We start from the raw sequence: 17,812 nt of genomic DNA, 5'->3' as shown, positions 1-17,812 counted from the left end.
AAAAATGAAACATACATATCACATACACGGGATGACCTGTAACGGTTGTAGAACCCACGTCGAGAACGTATTACAAAATGTTGATGGCGTAACAAATGCATCCGTCAACTTAGAGAAATCGGAAGCGGTCATCGAAATGGAATCCCATATTTCCATAGATACGTTTCAAGAGGCTCTGAAGAAAGATGGGGACTCATACAGTATTCACAAACCAGGCGAACATCATAAGGTTGTCGATAAAAAAGAGAAGGCACCGAAGAGCCAAGGAACAGGAACGTTCTATTGCCCGATGCATTGCGAAGGCGACAAAACTTATGCCAAACCAGGTGATTGCCCTGTTTGTGGAATGGATTTGGTCGAAGAACAAAATCTATCCAATTCTTCAGCTACTCAATATACGTGTCCTATGCATCCCGAAATCGTAAAGGATGAAGCTGGAAGCTGTCCAATTTGCGGGATGGATTTAGTGCCGATGGAACCCGATATGTCCGCAGAGGAAAAGACCTATAGAAAACTACTTAAAAAGTTTTGGGTTGCCGTGGCATTTACATTGCCCATCTTTTTGATTGCAATGTCCGAAATGCTGACCAATAATCCATTATATGATATTCTGGAACTGAAGTATTGGAATTGGATTCAGTTTGTGCTTTCCATTCCAGTCGTGTTTTATGCTACTTGGATGTTCTTTGAACGTGCCTACCGCAGTATTAAAACTTGGAATCTCAATATGTTTACACTCATTGGAATCGGTGCTGGTGTAGCTTGGTTATTTAGTGTAATAGGTATGCTTACCCCTGACTTTTTCCCAGACCAATTTAAGACCGAAGCAGGTACGGTGCACGTCTATTTTGAAGCCGCTACTGTAATCCTCACTTTAGTCCTTTTGGGGCAGTTACTTGAAGCTCGTGCTCACAGCAAGACCAATTCCGCAGTAAAAGAACTATTGAAGTTAGCACCTAATAAAGCTATTAAAATAGTCGATGGCGAAGAAAAAGAAGTGAGTATCGATGACATTGAATTAGGCGACATTCTAAGAGTTAAGCCGGGCGATAAGATTCCTGTGGATGGTGTTTTGACCGAAGGGGAAACTTCGGTTGACGAATCAATGATTTCAGGCGAACCGATTCCCGTAAACAAAATCGTAGACGATAAGGTCAGTAGCGGAACAATCAATGGAAATCAGTCCTTTTTAATGAAAGCTGAAAAAGTTGGTTCAGACACGCTATTATCCCAAATCATCCATATGGTAAACGATGCTAGTCGCAGCCGTGCGCCCATCCAGAATTTGGCAGATAAGGTTTCGGGATATTTTGTACCAGTTGTGGTCATAATTGCCCTGATAACCTTTGCGGTCTGGGCAATTTGGGGACCAGAGCCAGCCTATGTTTATGCTTTGGTCAATGCCATCGCTGTATTAATAATCGCTTGTCCTTGTGCTTTGGGTCTTGCCACACCAATGTCCGTAATGGTAGGTGTTGGTAAAGGCGCACAAAATGGGGTGCTAATCAAAAATGCTGAAGCCCTCGAAAAGATGGACAAGGTAGATACACTCATTGTTGACAAAACGGGAACAATTACGGAAGGTAAACCGACAGTTGAAAAAGTTGGGGCTTTTGATAATGGCTTTACTGAAAATGAAGTACTACAATATATCGTTTCCCTGAACAGCCAAAGTGAGCATCCACTCGCTGAAGCAACAGTTAAATACGGAAGGGAACAACAAACTGAATTTCTAAAAGCGACTGGTTTCAATGCTGTAACTGGTAAGGGTGTTGAAGGAAAGGTCAATGGAAAAGAACTGTCTTTGGGCAATACTAAAATGATGGAAGTAGCAAATGCGAAACTTTCAGAGGCTATGGAAAATGAGGCTCAAACTTATCAAAAACAAGGGAAGACAGTTTCCTATATGGCCATAGATGGGAAAGTAGCTGGATATGTTGTTATAGGCGATAAAATAAAGAAAACAAGTGCTAAGGCTATAAAAGCATTACAAGATAAAAATATTAATGTCATAATGCTCACAGGCGATAATCACGATACCTCTCAAGCCGTTGCAACTGAACTTAATCTTGCTGATTTTAAAGCAGGAATGCTACCCGAAAACAAATTACGGGAAGTTGAAAAATTGCAGAATAATGGACACGTAGTCGCAATGGCCGGCGATGGTATAAACGATGCCCCTGCATTGGCAAAAAGTGATGTTGGTATAGCAATGGGAACGGGAACGGATGTAGCAATAGAGAGTGCTGCTCTAACATTAGTAAAAGGTGACTTACACGGCATTGTGAAAGCCAGAAATCTAAGCGATGTTGTTATGAGGAACATCAAGCAAAATCTGTTTTTTGCACTCATTTACAATACGCTGGGCATACCAATAGCAGCTGGCTTGCTTTACCCATTTTTTGGAATCCTATTATCCCCAATGATTGCGGCTTTGGCAATGAGTTTCAGTTCCGTTTCGGTAATCGCCAATGCACTAAGATTAAGAACAAAATCAATTATATAGTTAACACTAAAAACAAAAGTAATATGGAAGATTCAAAACACGATTCAAACAAAGGGAACTATAAAACTTTTTACATAATGCTGGCGTGCTCTTTTGTTGCAATGTACGTTACAATGTATCTAAACACCTACTCGTTAGACCACGTATTTTTCAGCTTGACCCGTTTTTATATGGTCTGTCTTGGCATTGCTACAATGGCCGTAATAATGTGGTTTTTTATGCGCAATATGTATACCGATAAAAAGAAGAATATTGCCATTTTGGTAGGCAGCCTAGTCCTATTTGTTGGGGCTTTGACTTTAGTAAGAGAACAAAAGACAACAGTTGGGGATGTTCTCTGGATGAAGGCGATGATTCCACACCATTCCATAGCAATATTAACTAGTGAGCGTGCCGATATTAAAGACCCTGAAGTAAAGAAGCTTGCAAAGGATATCATCAAGGCACAAAAGAAGGAAATTGAAGAAATGAAGCAGATGATTGAACGATTAGAAAATAAATAATTTGATATGAACAAAAACATTTTATACATCGGTATCGCAGCTGTCATAGGACTGTTTGGTGGGTGGCTCATTTTTGGTGGTAATTCTACCGAAAAAGACGGGGCGGCGATGACCGAAACACACGACCATTCAGATGAAAGTGCTGAACAAATGTGGACGTGCTCTATGCATCCACAAATTATGCAACCAGAACCAGGCGACTGTCCTATATGCGGTATGGATTTAATTCCAGCGAAATCAAGCGCAGATGGTTTAGCAATGAATGAAATAAAGATGACAAAAAATGCAATGGCATTGGCAAACATCCAAACGACTATTGTAGGCAATGCATCAGAAGACAGCGAGAATATGATTTCGCTTTCAGGAAAAATCAAAATGAATGAAGAGGAAAACGCCATTCAAGCGAGTTATTTTGATGGTAGGATTGAACGGCTCAATGTCAACTTTGAGGGTCAGGAAGTAAGGAAAGGACAACTTTTAGCAACCATCTATGCGCCAAATTTAGTAGCGACTCAGCAAGAATTGATAACCGCAGCTTCCCTTAAAGCATCACAACCAGAATTATATAAAGCGGTACGCAATAAACTTAAACTTTGGAAGCTATCGGAAAGCCAAATTAATAGTATCGAAGAATCGGGGAAGGTTAGAGAAAACTTTCCCATATACGCAACGGTTAGCGGTACGGTATCTGAAAAGATGGCTTCTGAAGGCGATTACGTAAAGCAAGGGCAACCCATCGTAAAGGTGAGCAATCTAAATTCGGTATGGGCTGAATTTGATGCTTATGAAAACCAGATTTCGGAATTTAAGAAAGGCCAAAAAATCAAGGTTACAACTAATGCTTATCCCAACGAGGTATTTGATGCCAAGGTTTCATTTATAGACCCTGTTCTGAATACTCAAACGAGAACGGTCGTAGTTCGGGCCAATTTGAAAAACAATAAAGGCCTTTTTAAGCCTGGGATGTTTGTCACAGGTAGAATAAAAAGTAAATCGAATAGCTCAGAAGCACAACTTAGTATTCCAGCGAGTGCGGTTTTGTGGACGGGCGAACGCTCATTAGTTTACATCAAGACAAATCCAAATGAACCCATTTTTGAAATGCGGGAAGTAACGCTCGGCAATCGAGTTGGTGATATTTTTATGGTTGCATCCGGATTACAAGAAGGCGATGAAATAGTAACTAATGGGACTTTCACGGTGGATGCAGCTGCTCAATTGCAGGGCAAGAAATCAATGATGAATAAATCAGGTGGAAAAACAATGACAGGACACGAAGGACACTTAGGTATGCAGAATACAGGTAGTGAAACCACTAGTAGTTCAACAATGAAAATGGAACTTCCAGAAACAGTTCAAGCTGCATTTCAGTCTGCTTTAACGCCTTATCTTAGAATGAAAGATGCCTTTGTGGCTAGTGATGCTGAACAAGTCTCTACTTTCTCAAAGGAAACTTTAGGGGTATTAAAATCTATTTCTGATTCAGATTTGGGTAGAATGGAACAAGCCCACATTTCCAAAATCAAAAAAATGTTAATGTCTATTTCTGAAAGTGATGACATTGAAAATCAGCGTGACCATTTTGTGGTTTTGAACCAAAATTTTGTGCCGATTGTTAGGACTATTCAGGGGTTAAATCAGAAGGTATATATTCAAAAATGCCCAATGGCTAATAATAACAAAGGGGCATTCTGGATAAGCAAGGATAAAGCAATCAGCAACCCATATTACGGTGAACAAATGTTAACATGTGGAAGTGTGATTGATTCGTTGCAATAATGATACTCATTTTTGCAATCCAGTTGCATCATAAATCGTTTATCTTTGCAATGTGAGATTTTTAGCGATCATACTATCCCTATATTTTTTGGCACTTAATGTAATGCCTTGCGGGGATGATGGTGAAATTTCCGATTCGGTAACTACCGAGTTCCAAGTGGATTTAGACCATAACCAGGATCACGGTGATTGCGAACTTTGCTCGCCTTTTTGTCAGTGCCATTGCTGTCATTCCCATACCCTTGTTTTTGGTTTGGACATTTTTGAGCCTATCGAACCCACAGTTGTTCAAGAAAGTTTCTCCCATTTTGAAAGCGTAAGCGAAGACCCAGTTTTTACGCTCTTTCAACCTCCCAAGATTATTGGCTAGTTACCTATGCGATGACATCATCGCTCTCCGAAAAATTTAGTCAATTCCAATTCAAATTACTATGAACAAATATGCAATAGGCCTTTGGCTTATGCTCATTTCCTGTGTATTCAGTTATGCACAAAATAATCTGGAAATCAAGATTTTTACAGCAGAAGAAAAAGAACCCTTATTTGGAGCGACGGTCTACATTGAGAGCCTAAACAAAGGGGCAACATCCAATTTTGATGGTGTAGTCTTATTGGAGGACGTGCCCGATGGTCAATATAGTCTTCAAATCTCGTACTTGGGCTTTGAGACTTTGAAAACCAACATTGTCGTGCCTATGGAGGAAGAGTTGGTCTTTTATCTGAGGGAAAGTGCAAACGCTTTGGATGAAGTGGTAGTCCAGTCCTCAAGAAGCACCCGTACCATAAAAAGGATACCGACACGAATAGAATATATCGGGGTCGAGGAATTAGGGGAAAAGGCGATGATGAACCCAACGAATATTTCCATGGTACTCCGGGAAAGTACGGGAATTCAAATGCAACAGACCTCGTTGAGCAGTGCCAACACCAATATTCGAATACAGGGTTTGGATGGTCGCTATACCCAACTCCTACGGGATGGTTTTCCACTTTACGGAGGTTTTTCAAGCGGTTTGAGCATTCTACAAATACCACCATTGGATTTGAGACAATTTGAAATCGTAAAGGGAAGTTCCTCCACATTATACGGTGGTGGAGCCATAGCAGGTTTGGTCAATATGGTGTCCAAAACGCCCAATGAAAATCCAGAACTGGATATCATGCTTACACAGACCCAAGCATTGGGAAGCACGGCCAATATTTTTTATAGCCAACGAAACAACAAATGGGGGTGGACACTTTACGGCTCCGGTCATTTACAAAAAGTCTTTGACCCAGAGGATGACGGATTCAGTAACCTACCTCGTACCCGTTCCTTAAGTTTCAATCCCAAATTATTCTATTATCCTTCCGACAATACAACAGTTTGGTTTGGTGTTAACGGAACCTATGATGATAGACGGGGTGGTGATATTACGAAGATTGAAGAGGGTGAAAATGGAATCCATCAGTACACCGAAGAAAACTTGTCCAAACGAATTAGCACACAAGCTGTCTTTGAAACCCGTTTGGATTCGACCCAAACCATATCGGTCAAGAACAGTGTCGCCTTCTTTGATAGAAGTCTTGAAATTCCTGACCTTTCTTTCAAAGGAACGCAATGGAACACCTTTACGGAGGCCTCATATCAGAAACAGGGGCTAGGATCAGATTGGGTCTTGGGAGCCAACCTTTATACTACATCATTTGATGAAATGGAGAATCCCGTTGAACGAGATCAACGCGATATTACATACGGACTGTTCGCAAAAAGTATCTTTGACCTCTCAGAGCGATGGATCCTTGAAACAGGCCTTCGCACGGATTATGCCAAGGATTGGGGATTCTTTCCACTCCCAAGGGTCTCCTTGTTGTATAAATCAAACACTAGTTTTTCAAGTAGGCTCGGTGGTGGGCTAGGGTATAAAATCCCTGATATTTTTACGGAAGAAGCGGAGTTCATCAATTTCAGGGATGTACTTCCCATTGATAGGGAAACTATGAAAGCCGAAAGGTCGTACGGTCTGAACCTTGATTTTAATTATCAAACACGATTATCGGACGAGCTGGGCTTTTCGGTCAACCAATTGTTCTATTTGACCGCTATCAGAAACGGCCTGTTGCTTAATTCATTGGACAATGGTTTGTTTGAGTTCGAGAATGCGACCGGGGAAATTTTGAGCAAGGGCGCGGAGACGAACATCAAATTTACTTACAAGGATTTTCGATGGTTCTTAAATTATGCGCTTATCGATACGAGATTGAACTATTTGCCAAGCAATCCCCAAAAACCGTTGACGGCCAAACACAACGCAGGGAGTGTTTTGATGTATGAATCGGAAAAATGGCGAATAGGTTATGAAACCTATTATACTGGAAAGCAACTGCTCTCCAATGGAACTGAAACTATGGATTTTGTGACGATGGGATTATTGATGATGCGCAACTTTAAATGGGGAAGCACATTCATTAATTTTGAAAATTTCACGGACAGGAGGCAGAGCCGTTTCTCTCCTTTGGTACTACCACCGCACGCAAATCCTACCTTTCCTGAAATCTATGCCCCAACGGATGGGTTTATCTTTAGCGTAGGCCTTATTTTTAAACCACTTGGAAACGAAGACAATGATTAACTGACAATTACATGATACAAGCAGATAAATTTATGGAAGAGAAAGGGGTCCGTCCTACGGCAATGCGTTTGTTGGTCTTCCGGTTCTTGGCAGAAAGCGAAACCACCAAAACCCTATCGGACATCGAAAACGCCTTTGCAAAGGCGGATAGGACCACTTTGTACAGAACTCTTAAGACCTTTGAAGATAAAGCCATAGTGCATCAGATAGATGATGGCACGGGCATGACCAAGTATGCGTTATGCGAGGAAGGCTGCAATTGTGAATTGGAACGAGATCTACACCTTCATTTTCACTGTGTGAATTGTGGTGAGACCGTATGTCTGACCGAACGGAAAATTCCACATATCAACTTGCCGGATGGCTTTGTTGCCGAAGATGCCAATTTGGTCTTAAAGGGCGTATGCGATAAGTGCAGCGGGGAATAAATGCACTTCCGTTGCATGGTTGCATGACATACCTTGCAACAAAAAAGAACGACCAATGAAATTCAATACGGTTATTCCCGATGGACTTAAAAGGCATTACCTAATGGAACTTGAACAGTATCGTTCATGCCTTCAAAAGAACGATTCATCGATGGCATGGCATCATCTTGAGCGTTCGCATGTGCTGGGGCAATCTTATCCTTTGGAGCATACATATTCCCATTGGCTCATGCTAAAATTTGGTTTCAGACAGAAAAACTTAAAAGAAGTATTCGGACAATTACTACGATTACTAGTCGGCGGTTGGAAATCGTTCATTGACCATGTACCAATCGGAAATACAGGCGGCTCAAATGTCCCGCCTTTAACAAGAATGAAACTTCCGGTTGAATTGGAAGAAATTTTAGGGCTTTACGAAACTCGATGATGAAAAAGAAAAAAGTAAACTTACGCGATTTAGATCCTAAAAAGCATCAGGGCGAGCACAGTCACGATGACGGGCATAACCACGACCACGGAAATGGGAGTGATTTTAAAACCTATTTACCGGCGATATTCAGTTTTGTACTGCTGATTGCGGGTATTGCCGTTGATTACTTCGATGCCATATCATTGTTTAAGGGATGGGTCAGAATCGTTTGGTATGCTATAGCGTACATTCCCGTAGGGTTTCCCGTTATCAAGGAAGGTTGGAACAGTATTCTAAAAGGCGATTTCTTTACGGAGTTTTTCTTGATGTCAATTGCCACCTTAGGGGCATTTGCCATAGGTGAATATCCCGAAGGTGTGGCGGTGATGCTTTTCTACGCCGTAGGCGAACTGTTTCAAAACGCAGCGGTCAATCGCGCCAAAAGAAATATTAAAGCGTTACTCGACGTGCGCCCTAATGAAGCATTGGTCTATCGAGATAATGATTTTGTCTCTGTCAATCCTGAAACCGTCGAGATTGGCGAGAAAATTCAGGTTCGGGTGGGTGAAAAAGTACCACTCGATGGTATTTTACTTTCAGATAAAGGGTCGTTTAATACAGCAGCTTTGACAGGTGAAAGCAAGCCCGATACCATTGCGAAAGGCGAAAAGGTTTTTGCGGGAAGCATCAATCTCGATGGTGTCATCGAAGTTGAAACCACCAAAGAATTTAAGGACAGTTCCATTGCCCGTATTCTGGATATGGTGCAGAATGCCACCGCCCGTAAATCAAAGACTGAATTGTTCATCAGAAAGTTTGCAAGGGTTTATACACCTATCGTTGTATTTCTGGCTATTGGTCTGACATTTCTTCCTTATTTTTTTGTAGATGATTATGTGTTTCGTGATTGGTTGTACAGAGCATTAATTTTCTTAGTTATTTCCTGTCCCTGTGCATTGGTCATTTCCATTCCTTTGGGCTATTTCGGCGGTCTGGGTGCAGCATCACGTAACGGTATTTTATTCAAGGGCGCATCCTTCTTGGATGCAATGACCAAAGTAAATACAGTAGTAATGGACAAAACTGGAACTGTTACCAAAGGGGTCTTTAAGATTAAGGAAGTAGTCAATAAATCCGCTTTCGCGGAAGCGGAATTTATGCAATACCTAATGGCAATGGAAGAGCAATCCACACATCCCATTGCAAAGGCAATTTTGGAATATAAAGCAGATGGTGCCGACCTGGAAGCATCCGAAGTTTCCGAAGTCGCCGGAAAAGGATTAAAAGGAACGGTTAGTGGTAAAACTATTTTGGTCGGTAACAAAGCTTTAATGACCTCGAATAACATCGAAGTTCCTTCTGAAACTGATAGCATTGTAGAATCCATAGTAATGGTTGCCATTGATGGAAAGTTTGCAGGTTACGTGACCATTGCCGATGAGCTGAAGGAAGATGCCCACCAAGCCATTAACCAAATACGTGAGGCTGGTATTTCAAAAATCATAATGCTTTCTGGCGATAAGGATTCCATTACCCAGCAAGTATCTAAAGAATTGAAAATAGATTGGGCAAAAGGTGGCCTACTACCGGAAGATAAGTTGAACGAGGTCGAAGAGCTCAAAAAACAACCTGAAATAAAAGTAGCTTTTATAGGCGATGGTATAAATGATGCGCCTGTATTGGCAGCAAGTGGTGTAGGTATCGCAATGGGTGGTTTGGGTAGCGATGTTGCCATTGAGACGGCGGATGTCATCATCCAAACCGACCAACCTAGTAAAATTGCAAGAGCGATTAAAATTGGGCGTTCTACCCGAAAAATTGTTTGGCAAAATATTGGCTTGGCATTTGGGGTGAAAGTAATTGTGCTTATTCTTGGTGCAGGCGGTTTGGCCACAATGTGGGAAGCTGTGTTTGCCGATGTGGGTGTAGCGTTGATTGCTATTTTAAATGCGGTTCGGTTGCAAAGGATGAAATGGGAGTAATTTATGTTTTTAACCCAGTTCAAAAAAAGGGCCGTTTCAAGGAACAACATAATTAAAAAACAAAGTTTTTAGCGGCCTGTTCCATTTACCGTTCTTTTTTGGAAGTTCCGATAATTAGCTTTTTAGGGAACTAAAAATCATCAAGAAAATTTCGCATTCGATATTTATTCTAGCACCCTTCGGGTGCTTTTTTGTGGATAGGGAGAGAAGAGGGATAGTGTGCAGAGCAAAGGTTCGGTTGCGCCCTACGGAGTTTCTTCTTCACGCTTATCTACAGGAACGCTAAAGAAACTCCGCAGGATCCACGCGCAGGTTAGCTATGGTAAGATTTGGGAAGAACGGAAAAATGTTCAAAGGAATAGACGATAGATTCGGGTGTTATTTGAAAGGAAATTAATAAATTCATTTTTCTGAAAGTTGTCCGAAAATTTCATTTTGGTACTCATCCATTTTACTTTTCCTCAAATTTGCTAAATACGCTTGTGTTGTGCTTATTCGCTTATGCCCTAACATTTGAGAAATAGCTGTAAGAGGAATTCCCATTTCATTGGCACCGGAAGCAAATGAATGGCGTGCAGCGTAGCTCGTAATATTTTCTTGAATTCCCGCTAGCTCGGCCAGTTTTTTCAAATTATCGTTATACCGCTTTCTTGCCCAAACGATTTGATTGTAGCTTTCAATAGGATTTTCGCTCTTGACAACACCCAACAAGTAGTCGCTTCTTTTCTTGCCTTTGGTAAAATAGGTCAGCAAAGGTTTGAGTTGGTCATGGATTTTTATGTTATAGGGTTCATCTGTCTTCTTTCTTGAATATCGGATGCGACCATCAACGATATTGGAAAGCTTGAGATGGGCCATATCTACGTAGGACATGCCGTTGAGCAGGAAGCTCATTATAAAAATGTTTCTGTCCCTGAACAGGGCGGTATCCTTTTCCAAATCAAGTTCAGCTATTTTACGGATAGCATCAATAGGAAGAGCTCGTTTTTCAGGCTTTCCGTTTCGAATGACATAGTCATCAAAAGCATAACCTTCTTTATCGGCAATCCCTGCTTTGATAGCTTTTCGGTTGATTGCCCTTACAGTTCTCAAATAAACACTTAGGCCACCCAATTTGTTGCCCTTGGCCAAATGATGCTTTTCAAATCGGTTAAGGAAATCTAGGTTCAGTTCATCGAATGTAAAATCCTTGTCGTTTCTAAAATTCTTAACCGCTTTTAAAGCATGTTTGTAGGCCCTTGCATTTCCAATACGGTTCGCTTTGATCAGGTCGGCTATCTGCTTTTCGGCAAACTGATAAAAAGTAACCTTTTTGGTAGTGCGGGTAATATGGCTCCTAACTTCGGACACGCTCATATATTTCAATTTGTCACCATCTTCCAATTTCGTAAGGATATCCACCATACGCGCCATTTTCTTTTGTAATAGATTGTTCAAACGTGAAGGTGATTCTGTGCCTTTGAAGGATGGTCTTATCTTTTGCCTTTTATCGTCCCATTCGGAAGCTGCTAATTTATGCCCTGTAGAGATGCTCGTAGTTTTCTGATTATGGCTTAATCTAAAGATTAAAGGAAAGGTTTTAGTATCTTTCCTCCGAGTGTCCAATGAGAGTTTTATATAGGTAGCCATCTTGTGATATTAAAAACTACGTACAAATGTGCACGTAGTTTGCACGTAGAATATGGTTTTTTATGGTCTTAAATGTACTTAAAGATACAAATAATCGCTGAAAACCCCCGTATTTATTGGTTTTTTAATTCATATGAATTTAATTAAAATCTGCCTGTCACGCAGGGGGTCGCGGGTTCGAGTCCCGTCCAGACCGCAAAAGCCTCTATTTTAGGGGCTTTTTTTATTGTAACTAACTGACCGTCATTGTTATAAAAATATCAATGTCAAACAAAAGTTGATCAGCGTGCTGCGTTCGTGCTGCATTTTTGCCCCTTTTTTACTTCTTTGCAGCATTTTACAGGACTTCTCTACTCTCATATTATTATATTGCCAAGTGCTGTAAAACTTGGTTCCGCTTTAAACCACCTTTTCCAAAAAATTCATTTTTTAACACAGTGCAGTATCATCTCCTCTTCCGTGAGCCGATGAGAAGATTTATTCAGCTCATATACCAACCTACCCCGAGTTGTCTTCGGGTATTTCGCATAACTGATGTGTTTAGGCAATAATTGTCCATACTCAATATCAGAACATTGCTAATTTCTACTTGTCTTAGCCAATTAGACCCCTACATCAATTTGACACGCTATCCCTTCTTGCCTCTGTCCCATATCAGGTTTGCCGATGCCATATAAGTAGTGGGTAAATTACTTATACTTTGCCATTCTTTGTTTCTCAGCTAAACTTTAAGACTCTATAGTTTCTTCAACTATTGAGCTTCCACATTCTGGACAGAACCTATAATGATCTTCTATTTTAGACTCGCAACTAGAACAAAGTACTACGCTATTGCCGGTAAAATCATTTTCAGCTTGTTCTTGATAAATAAACTCCGTTGGGATATCCCTAATAAAATCAGAAATTGCTCCTTTTTGAGATATCAAATAAAGGTATTCCTCTGCTCTTGTCAGAGCTACATAGAATAGCCTTCGTTCCTCTTCCAGCAAATAATCGTAATCCGTAGGTTTTATGACTTGGTAAATTTTATCTTGTAGCCAAGGATCGGGAAATCCTCCCTTATTAGAGTGCAATCCTAAAATAAACACCACCTTAGCCTCTAATCCTTTTGCGCCATGGATAGTTTTAAATTGAATTTTGTGACCGCTATATTTTAAAGCTTGCCTTAAATTTGATGCCATCGCCGACCTTCTATAAAGCACTAAAATATCTTCTGGATTTATACCTTCGCCAATGTGTTTTTCTATTGTTTCCCGAATAAAGGCGTGTGAATGACCGTCTTGTTCTTCATAAAAGATTTTAATCTTTTGTCCACCTCGCTTAACCGCTTTTATTTCTTTTGGTATTTGAAACTTATTTTTCTTGATAGCCTCCGTAGATGCGCTAACAATAGGGTCTGTACTTCTGTAATTTAAATTGAGCGTTAGTAATTCAGAATCAGCAAAATGTTCTTTAAAATCTACTATATAGGCTATTTCAGACCCTCGAAAACCGTATATGCTCTGCCAATCATCGCCAACACAAAATAGTTGTGTTGACTCTTTTGAAAGTAGATTAAGCAATTTTACCTGTAGATTATTTACATCCTGAAACTCATCTACCAAAATGTATTTATATCTATCCTGATATCGTTCACGAATGTTTGGGTACTCTTGTAACAATTGAATACTCTTGGTCAATAACCCATCAAAATCCAAATATGACCTATTGGTGCAATAACCATTGAATTCATTTATAATAGGTATTGCAAGTTCGTAGAACATACGAACTCTTTCAAAATCACTTTCCGAAGCCTCTTTTATAATCTGTTCTACAGACTTTTCTGAGGTCACAATTTTGTTCCTTACCTCATTTACCTCCCTATAAAAGCTTTTTATTTCTTTTCTGAAATTTGAGAACTCTTCGTCGTAATGAAGAACTGTTGCTGAACTTAAATCAGCACTGATCCTACCTTTAATTACCCGATCTAAAACCTTATTGAATACTGCGGAGTTATGGGTGGCATCATCGTAAGTTTTTATACAAGTATTACCGGCGATCTTCATTTTGCCCTCTTTCCAAAAAGACGGATAACTTTTAGCGCTTATGTGTTCTAAATAAATATTTGCTTGGGGAATAAAAAAATCTGGATGGAACGCCGAGCTCCCAACTTTTACCTCTGGTTCGTACACATAGTCAATACTATTTCGATAAAGCCAATCTGCAATATATTGCTCAGATTTTGAACGAACTTTATCTCCCTTTAAACTTGTAAAGAATTTACCTTTGGGCCTAAATTCCTCTTGTTCTTTATGCTGGTGAATGAAGTCTACAAAATAATCTAAAATGTATCGTTTCAATTTCAATAGAAACATCTTATCATTAGACAAATTAATCGTGACCTTCTCAATGATTTGACTAACGGTCTCTTGTGCAGTACTTCCATAAAATTCACTACTTGATTTTTGGTCGGCTACTATTTTAAATTTATTGTCAAATACATGTACCCCATCAGTTTTTATGATTTGATAACACAGACTATGTATAGTTTTAACGGTTAATTTATCCAACCATGGAAATTTTTTTAAAAACGATTGGCGTGCTTTACTTTTTTCAGTTATGGAACTGCCTTTAGTCTGCAGAAATTTTTCATAGTAACCCGTGTTGTCTGCAGACACAATCAACCTATCAAGCATCTCATGGGCTGCATTTTTAGTAAAAGTTACTGCAAGAATGTTTTTGGCATCTACCAGCTTATCCTCTACCAGATAATTAATTTTATGCAGTAAGGTTTTGGTTTTTCCTGAACCTGCACCTGCCAAAACAAGCAGACGATTACATTCGGATAGTACAGCCGCACGTTGCTTATCGTTTAATGTGGATAAATCTGTTTTGGTTGAAAGGTTTTTCATTAAGTAATCTTTAATAATTTGAGGCCGAAAATAAAGTGTCGCCATCTGACACTTCTCTTTTTGCCCCATTCACCATATACATGGCTTTACAATTTGGGCAAAATAGATAATACTCAAAATAATAATTTTGACCTGGTTTTATCTTTCTTTTCTTTGGACTCTTTTTTATAACGGCTGTATTGCATTTTCTGCATAAGTCACCCTCCTTTTCTATTTTCTTTTCTTGGTACCAGTCTATATGCTCCAAGTATTCCAGGTATCCTTCATCGGTATTTTTACTGTCTGAGTTAATACCTTCTTTAGCCAAAGCATCACAACGTTCATTCTGTCTATGGCCAGCGTGCCCTTTTATCCAGTTAAAAGTGACTATATGTTTATCTATGACATCCAACAACCTTTCCCATAGGTCTTTATTGAGTACTAAATTACCCTTTCTACGAATCCAATTGTTTCGTTCCCAATTTTCTGCCCAACCTTTTTCTATACCATCTATCACGTATTTAGAATCTGAAAACACCGTGACCGCTGCCTTGGTTTTTATTTTTTCCAGACCAAAGATTACGGCCATCAACTCCATTCTATTATTGGTGGTGAACTCGTAACCTTCAAAGAATTCTTTTTGCCTTCCCTTGTAACTGAGAATTACACCAAACCCACCTTTGCCAGGGTTGGGTTCTGCTCCGCCATCGGTAAAAAGTTCTATTTCCGGTATTTCTTTGTTTTCCAAGTTTATTAGCTTTTTAGACAAAGCGAAACTTCCGCATACAATCGGGAAATAGCATCTGCATCCAATTCTGGATTTAACCGTTGAATACTTCCCTTAAAAATAGCTGTAAAAATATTCGTTGATTCATCCCATGTTTGTTCGGATAGAGACAAATAGTTGTACCCCAGTTTAATAAGATGTAGTATGGAAGGTATTTTTACCCTGGAGTCTTCGTTGAATATCATTAATGGTCGGTAGTGGGGTTCAGCGTTCTAAAATAGGGCAATTTTTCGATTGCAGGAAAAATCTAACACGAAACCGTTGGATAAAGTAAACTACGAACTAAGCGAAAAAACATCGAGTAATTTCCTTATCAAGTCTATTTTGTATAAATTAAGATAAAAAATATTACTTATTTTATTATTTTTGAACAAAGTAAGGAAATAATGATTGAAAAAATATCTAAATCTCAGGTTTTAGAGCGCATCCAGTTTGAAAATTACTGGTGGCGCAACAATGGCATTGAAGAAGATTACAATGCGATGCAACGCCGATTGTACTTTGATATTTTCAAACCTATGGTATTTGACCAGTCCATCAACAGGGCCGTTGTGCTAATGGGACCAAGAAGGGTAGGAAAAACCGTAATGTTGCACCACACCATTCAGGAGTTGTTGGATGAAGGGGTACCCGCCCAAAAGATTATTTTCATTACGGTAGAAAATCCCATTTATACCAATATTGCTTTAGAGGAGCTTTTCAAATATGCTTTGGAAGCCATCGGCAATCAAAACCCTAAAGACTGCTTTGTATTTTTTGACGAAATCCAGTATTTGAAAGATTGGGAAATTCATCTAAAAACACTGGTGGACAGTTATCGCGGCACAAAATTTATAGTATCTGGTAGTGCCGCCGCTGCCTTAAAATTTAAAAGCAATGAGAGCGGCGCAGGGCGTTTTACAGATTTCTTATTACCACCCCTCACCTTCTACGAATACATACATATAAACAATCTACAGCACTTAATGGTAGAGAGCAATTTACTGTGGAAAGGGAAGGAAAAACCCTTTTATGATACGGTAAACACACAATTATTGAACGAACATTTTGTGAAGTATATCAACTTTGGAGGGTATCCCGAGATTATCTTCTCGCCTCAAATGCAAAAAAATCCAGGACGCTATATAAAACAGGATATTGTGGATAAAGTACTGTTGCGCGATCTACCAAGTTTGTACGGTATTAAGGACGTGCAAGAACTAAACAGGCTCTTTACCACTATTTGTTTTAATACGGCTCATGAATTTGAATATGAAGAATTGAGTAGAACTTCTGGTGTAAAAAAACATCTTATAAAAAGGTATATTGAATATTTGGAATCAGCATTTTTGGTCAAGAAAATCAGTAGGGTAGATCAGAGCGGGAAACGTTTCAAAAGAGAGGTAAAGTTTAAAATGTACCTCTCAAACCCGTCTTTGTACGCCGCGCTATTCACGCCCTTGGCCATTACCAACGAAAAGCGCATGGGCAACTTGGTAGAAACCGCTATTTACTCACAGTGGATGCACCGTGATTGGTTCAATCCGTATTATGCCCGTTGGGGAAAAGGGGAAGTAGATATGGTGGGAATCGATGATGGCACCTTAAAACCTATTTGGGCATTGGAAATAAAATGGAGCAATAGATATGAAGAAAAACCTAGCGAGTTAAAAAGCCTTATTGATTTCTGTAATTGGAATAAGCTAACATCCGCATTGGCAACCACTATCGATGTCAAAACCCAAAAGGAATTTCAAGGCGTAACCTTACAATATGTACCTTGTGCCACCTATGCTTATAATGTTGGCAAGAACACATTGGATAAGAAGAAATAGATTTCAAAAACCGAGAATGCGAACAATCCGCACGGAGAAGGCCCCTTGACTCCGACTGACTTTTCGCCATTTCCCAAAAACCCTTCAATTGCCAAGTTCTTTATGGAACTGGTCCGATTTGATGAATTAGACTCGGGAATCCTCCATGTGAATAAGTATATCAAAGCCTATTCGGGTAAAAATAATCCTCAATTTATTGAAGGAGCTACATTCAAAACCATAATCCCTATTCCTGTTCGTGGAGTCGATCATGGAGGTACTAGTGGAGCTAATAAGGCATCAATTGCGGGAGTAACTGATGGAGTAAAAGAAAGGCTTGTTCTTTTTCTAACTGCTTGCGCTAAGGCAAAAAATTCGCAAAACTGGGACTATTGGATAGGGCGGTCAATGTATACCACCTGCGGCGGATGAAAATGAGCAGTGCAAATCAAGTGCACGAGATCGACTCATTTTGGTGCTGAAGTTAACGTTTATTTTTAATTTTTTTTTTCAT

General features: G+C 39.7%; 12 protein-coding genes and 1 tRNA gene. 10 read left to right on the top strand and 3 right to left on the bottom strand.

Features of this window, described 5'->3' with window-relative positions; translation table 11 throughout:
- Positions 1–4: 4 nt before the first annotated feature.
- The 8 genes from ACKWCC_RS04910 (at position 5) to ACKWCC_RS04875 (ending at position 10,219) form a co-directional block, all read left to right on the top strand.
- Positions 5–2,506 (top strand): heavy metal translocating P-type ATPase, encoded by a 2,502-nt coding sequence (locus ACKWCC_RS04910; protein ID WP_413994799.1) that lies wholly within the window; start codon positions 5–7, stop codon positions 2,504–2,506.
- 23 nt (positions 2,507–2,529) lie between these two features.
- The gene (locus ACKWCC_RS04905; protein WP_413994798.1) at positions 2,530–3,009 is read left to right on the top strand and encodes a DUF305 domain-containing protein; all 480 of its coding nucleotides are present in this window, start codon (positions 2,530–2,532) and stop codon (positions 3,007–3,009) included.
- A gap of 6 nt (positions 3,010–3,015) precedes the next feature.
- Complete coding sequence (locus ACKWCC_RS04900; RefSeq protein WP_413994797.1) at positions 3,016–4,788, top strand: efflux RND transporter periplasmic adaptor subunit; 1,773 nt, start codon at positions 3,016–3,018, stop codon at positions 4,786–4,788.
- 52 nt (positions 4,789–4,840) lie between these two features.
- On the top strand, positions 4,841–5,158 hold the full coding sequence (locus ACKWCC_RS04895) for a DUF6660 family protein (RefSeq protein WP_413994796.1): 318 nt from the start codon (positions 4,841–4,843) through the stop codon (positions 5,156–5,158).
- Between the two features lie 61 nt (positions 5,159–5,219).
- A complete protein-coding gene (locus ACKWCC_RS04890) occupies positions 5,220–7,400 on the top strand; it encodes a TonB-dependent receptor (RefSeq protein WP_413994795.1) in 2,181 nt (726 codons plus the stop codon).
- Between the two features lie 11 nt (positions 7,401–7,411).
- Positions 7,412–7,828 (top strand): Fur family transcriptional regulator, encoded by a 417-nt coding sequence (locus ACKWCC_RS04885; RefSeq protein WP_413994794.1) that lies wholly within the window; start codon positions 7,412–7,414, stop codon positions 7,826–7,828.
- A gap of 55 nt (positions 7,829–7,883) precedes the next feature.
- Positions 7,884–8,255 carry a DUF3703 domain-containing protein gene (locus ACKWCC_RS04880; protein ID WP_413994793.1) on the top strand — a complete coding sequence of 124 codons (372 nt, stop codon included), beginning with the start codon at positions 7,884–7,886 and terminating at the stop codon, positions 8,253–8,255.
- Complete coding sequence (locus ACKWCC_RS04875) at positions 8,255–10,219, top strand: heavy metal translocating P-type ATPase (RefSeq protein ID WP_413994792.1); 1,965 nt, start codon at positions 8,255–8,257, stop codon at positions 10,217–10,219. Before ACKWCC_RS04880 ends, ACKWCC_RS04875 begins: the two co-directional genes overlap by 1 nt.
- A 402-nt stretch (positions 10,220–10,621) precedes the next feature.
- Here ACKWCC_RS04875 and ACKWCC_RS04870 read toward each other — a convergent pair whose 3' ends face one another.
- Positions 10,622–11,848, bottom strand: a complete 1,227-nt coding sequence (locus ACKWCC_RS04870) for a phage integrase SAM-like domain-containing protein (protein WP_413994791.1) — start codon at positions 11,846–11,848, stop codon at positions 10,622–10,624.
- 109 nt (positions 11,849–11,957) lie between these two features.
- Here ACKWCC_RS04870 and ACKWCC_RS04865 point away from each other — a divergent pair.
- Positions 11,958–12,041, top strand: a tRNA-Asp gene (locus tag ACKWCC_RS04865).
- Positions 12,042–12,576: 535 nt separating this feature from the next.
- Here the strand turns inward: ACKWCC_RS04865 and ACKWCC_RS04860 are convergent.
- Both ACKWCC_RS04860 and rnhA read right to left on the bottom strand, forming a co-directional pair.
- On the bottom strand, positions 12,577–14,784 hold the full coding sequence (locus tag ACKWCC_RS04860) for a UvrD-helicase domain-containing protein (protein ID WP_413994790.1): 2,208 nt from the start codon (positions 14,782–14,784) through the stop codon (positions 12,577–12,579).
- Positions 14,750–15,466 (bottom strand): ribonuclease HI, encoded by a 717-nt coding sequence (gene rnhA / locus ACKWCC_RS04855; RefSeq protein WP_413994789.1) that lies wholly within the window; start codon positions 15,464–15,466, stop codon positions 14,750–14,752. The genes ACKWCC_RS04860 and rnhA overlap by 35 nt, the downstream gene beginning before the upstream one ends.
- Positions 15,467–15,891: 425 nt before the next feature.
- Here rnhA and ACKWCC_RS04850 point away from each other — a divergent pair, with 425 nt between their 5' ends.
- Positions 15,892–17,319 (top strand): ATP-binding protein, encoded by a 1,428-nt coding sequence (locus tag ACKWCC_RS04850; protein ID WP_413994788.1) that lies wholly within the window; start codon positions 15,892–15,894, stop codon positions 17,317–17,319.
- Positions 17,320–17,812 lie beyond the last annotated feature (493 nt).

The organism is Maribacter aquimarinus (assembly GCF_047345505.1).
Classification (GTDB): domain Bacteria; phylum Bacteroidota; class Bacteroidia; order Flavobacteriales; family Flavobacteriaceae; genus Maribacter.
This window is presented reverse-complemented; position numbering and strand designations above follow the sequence as displayed.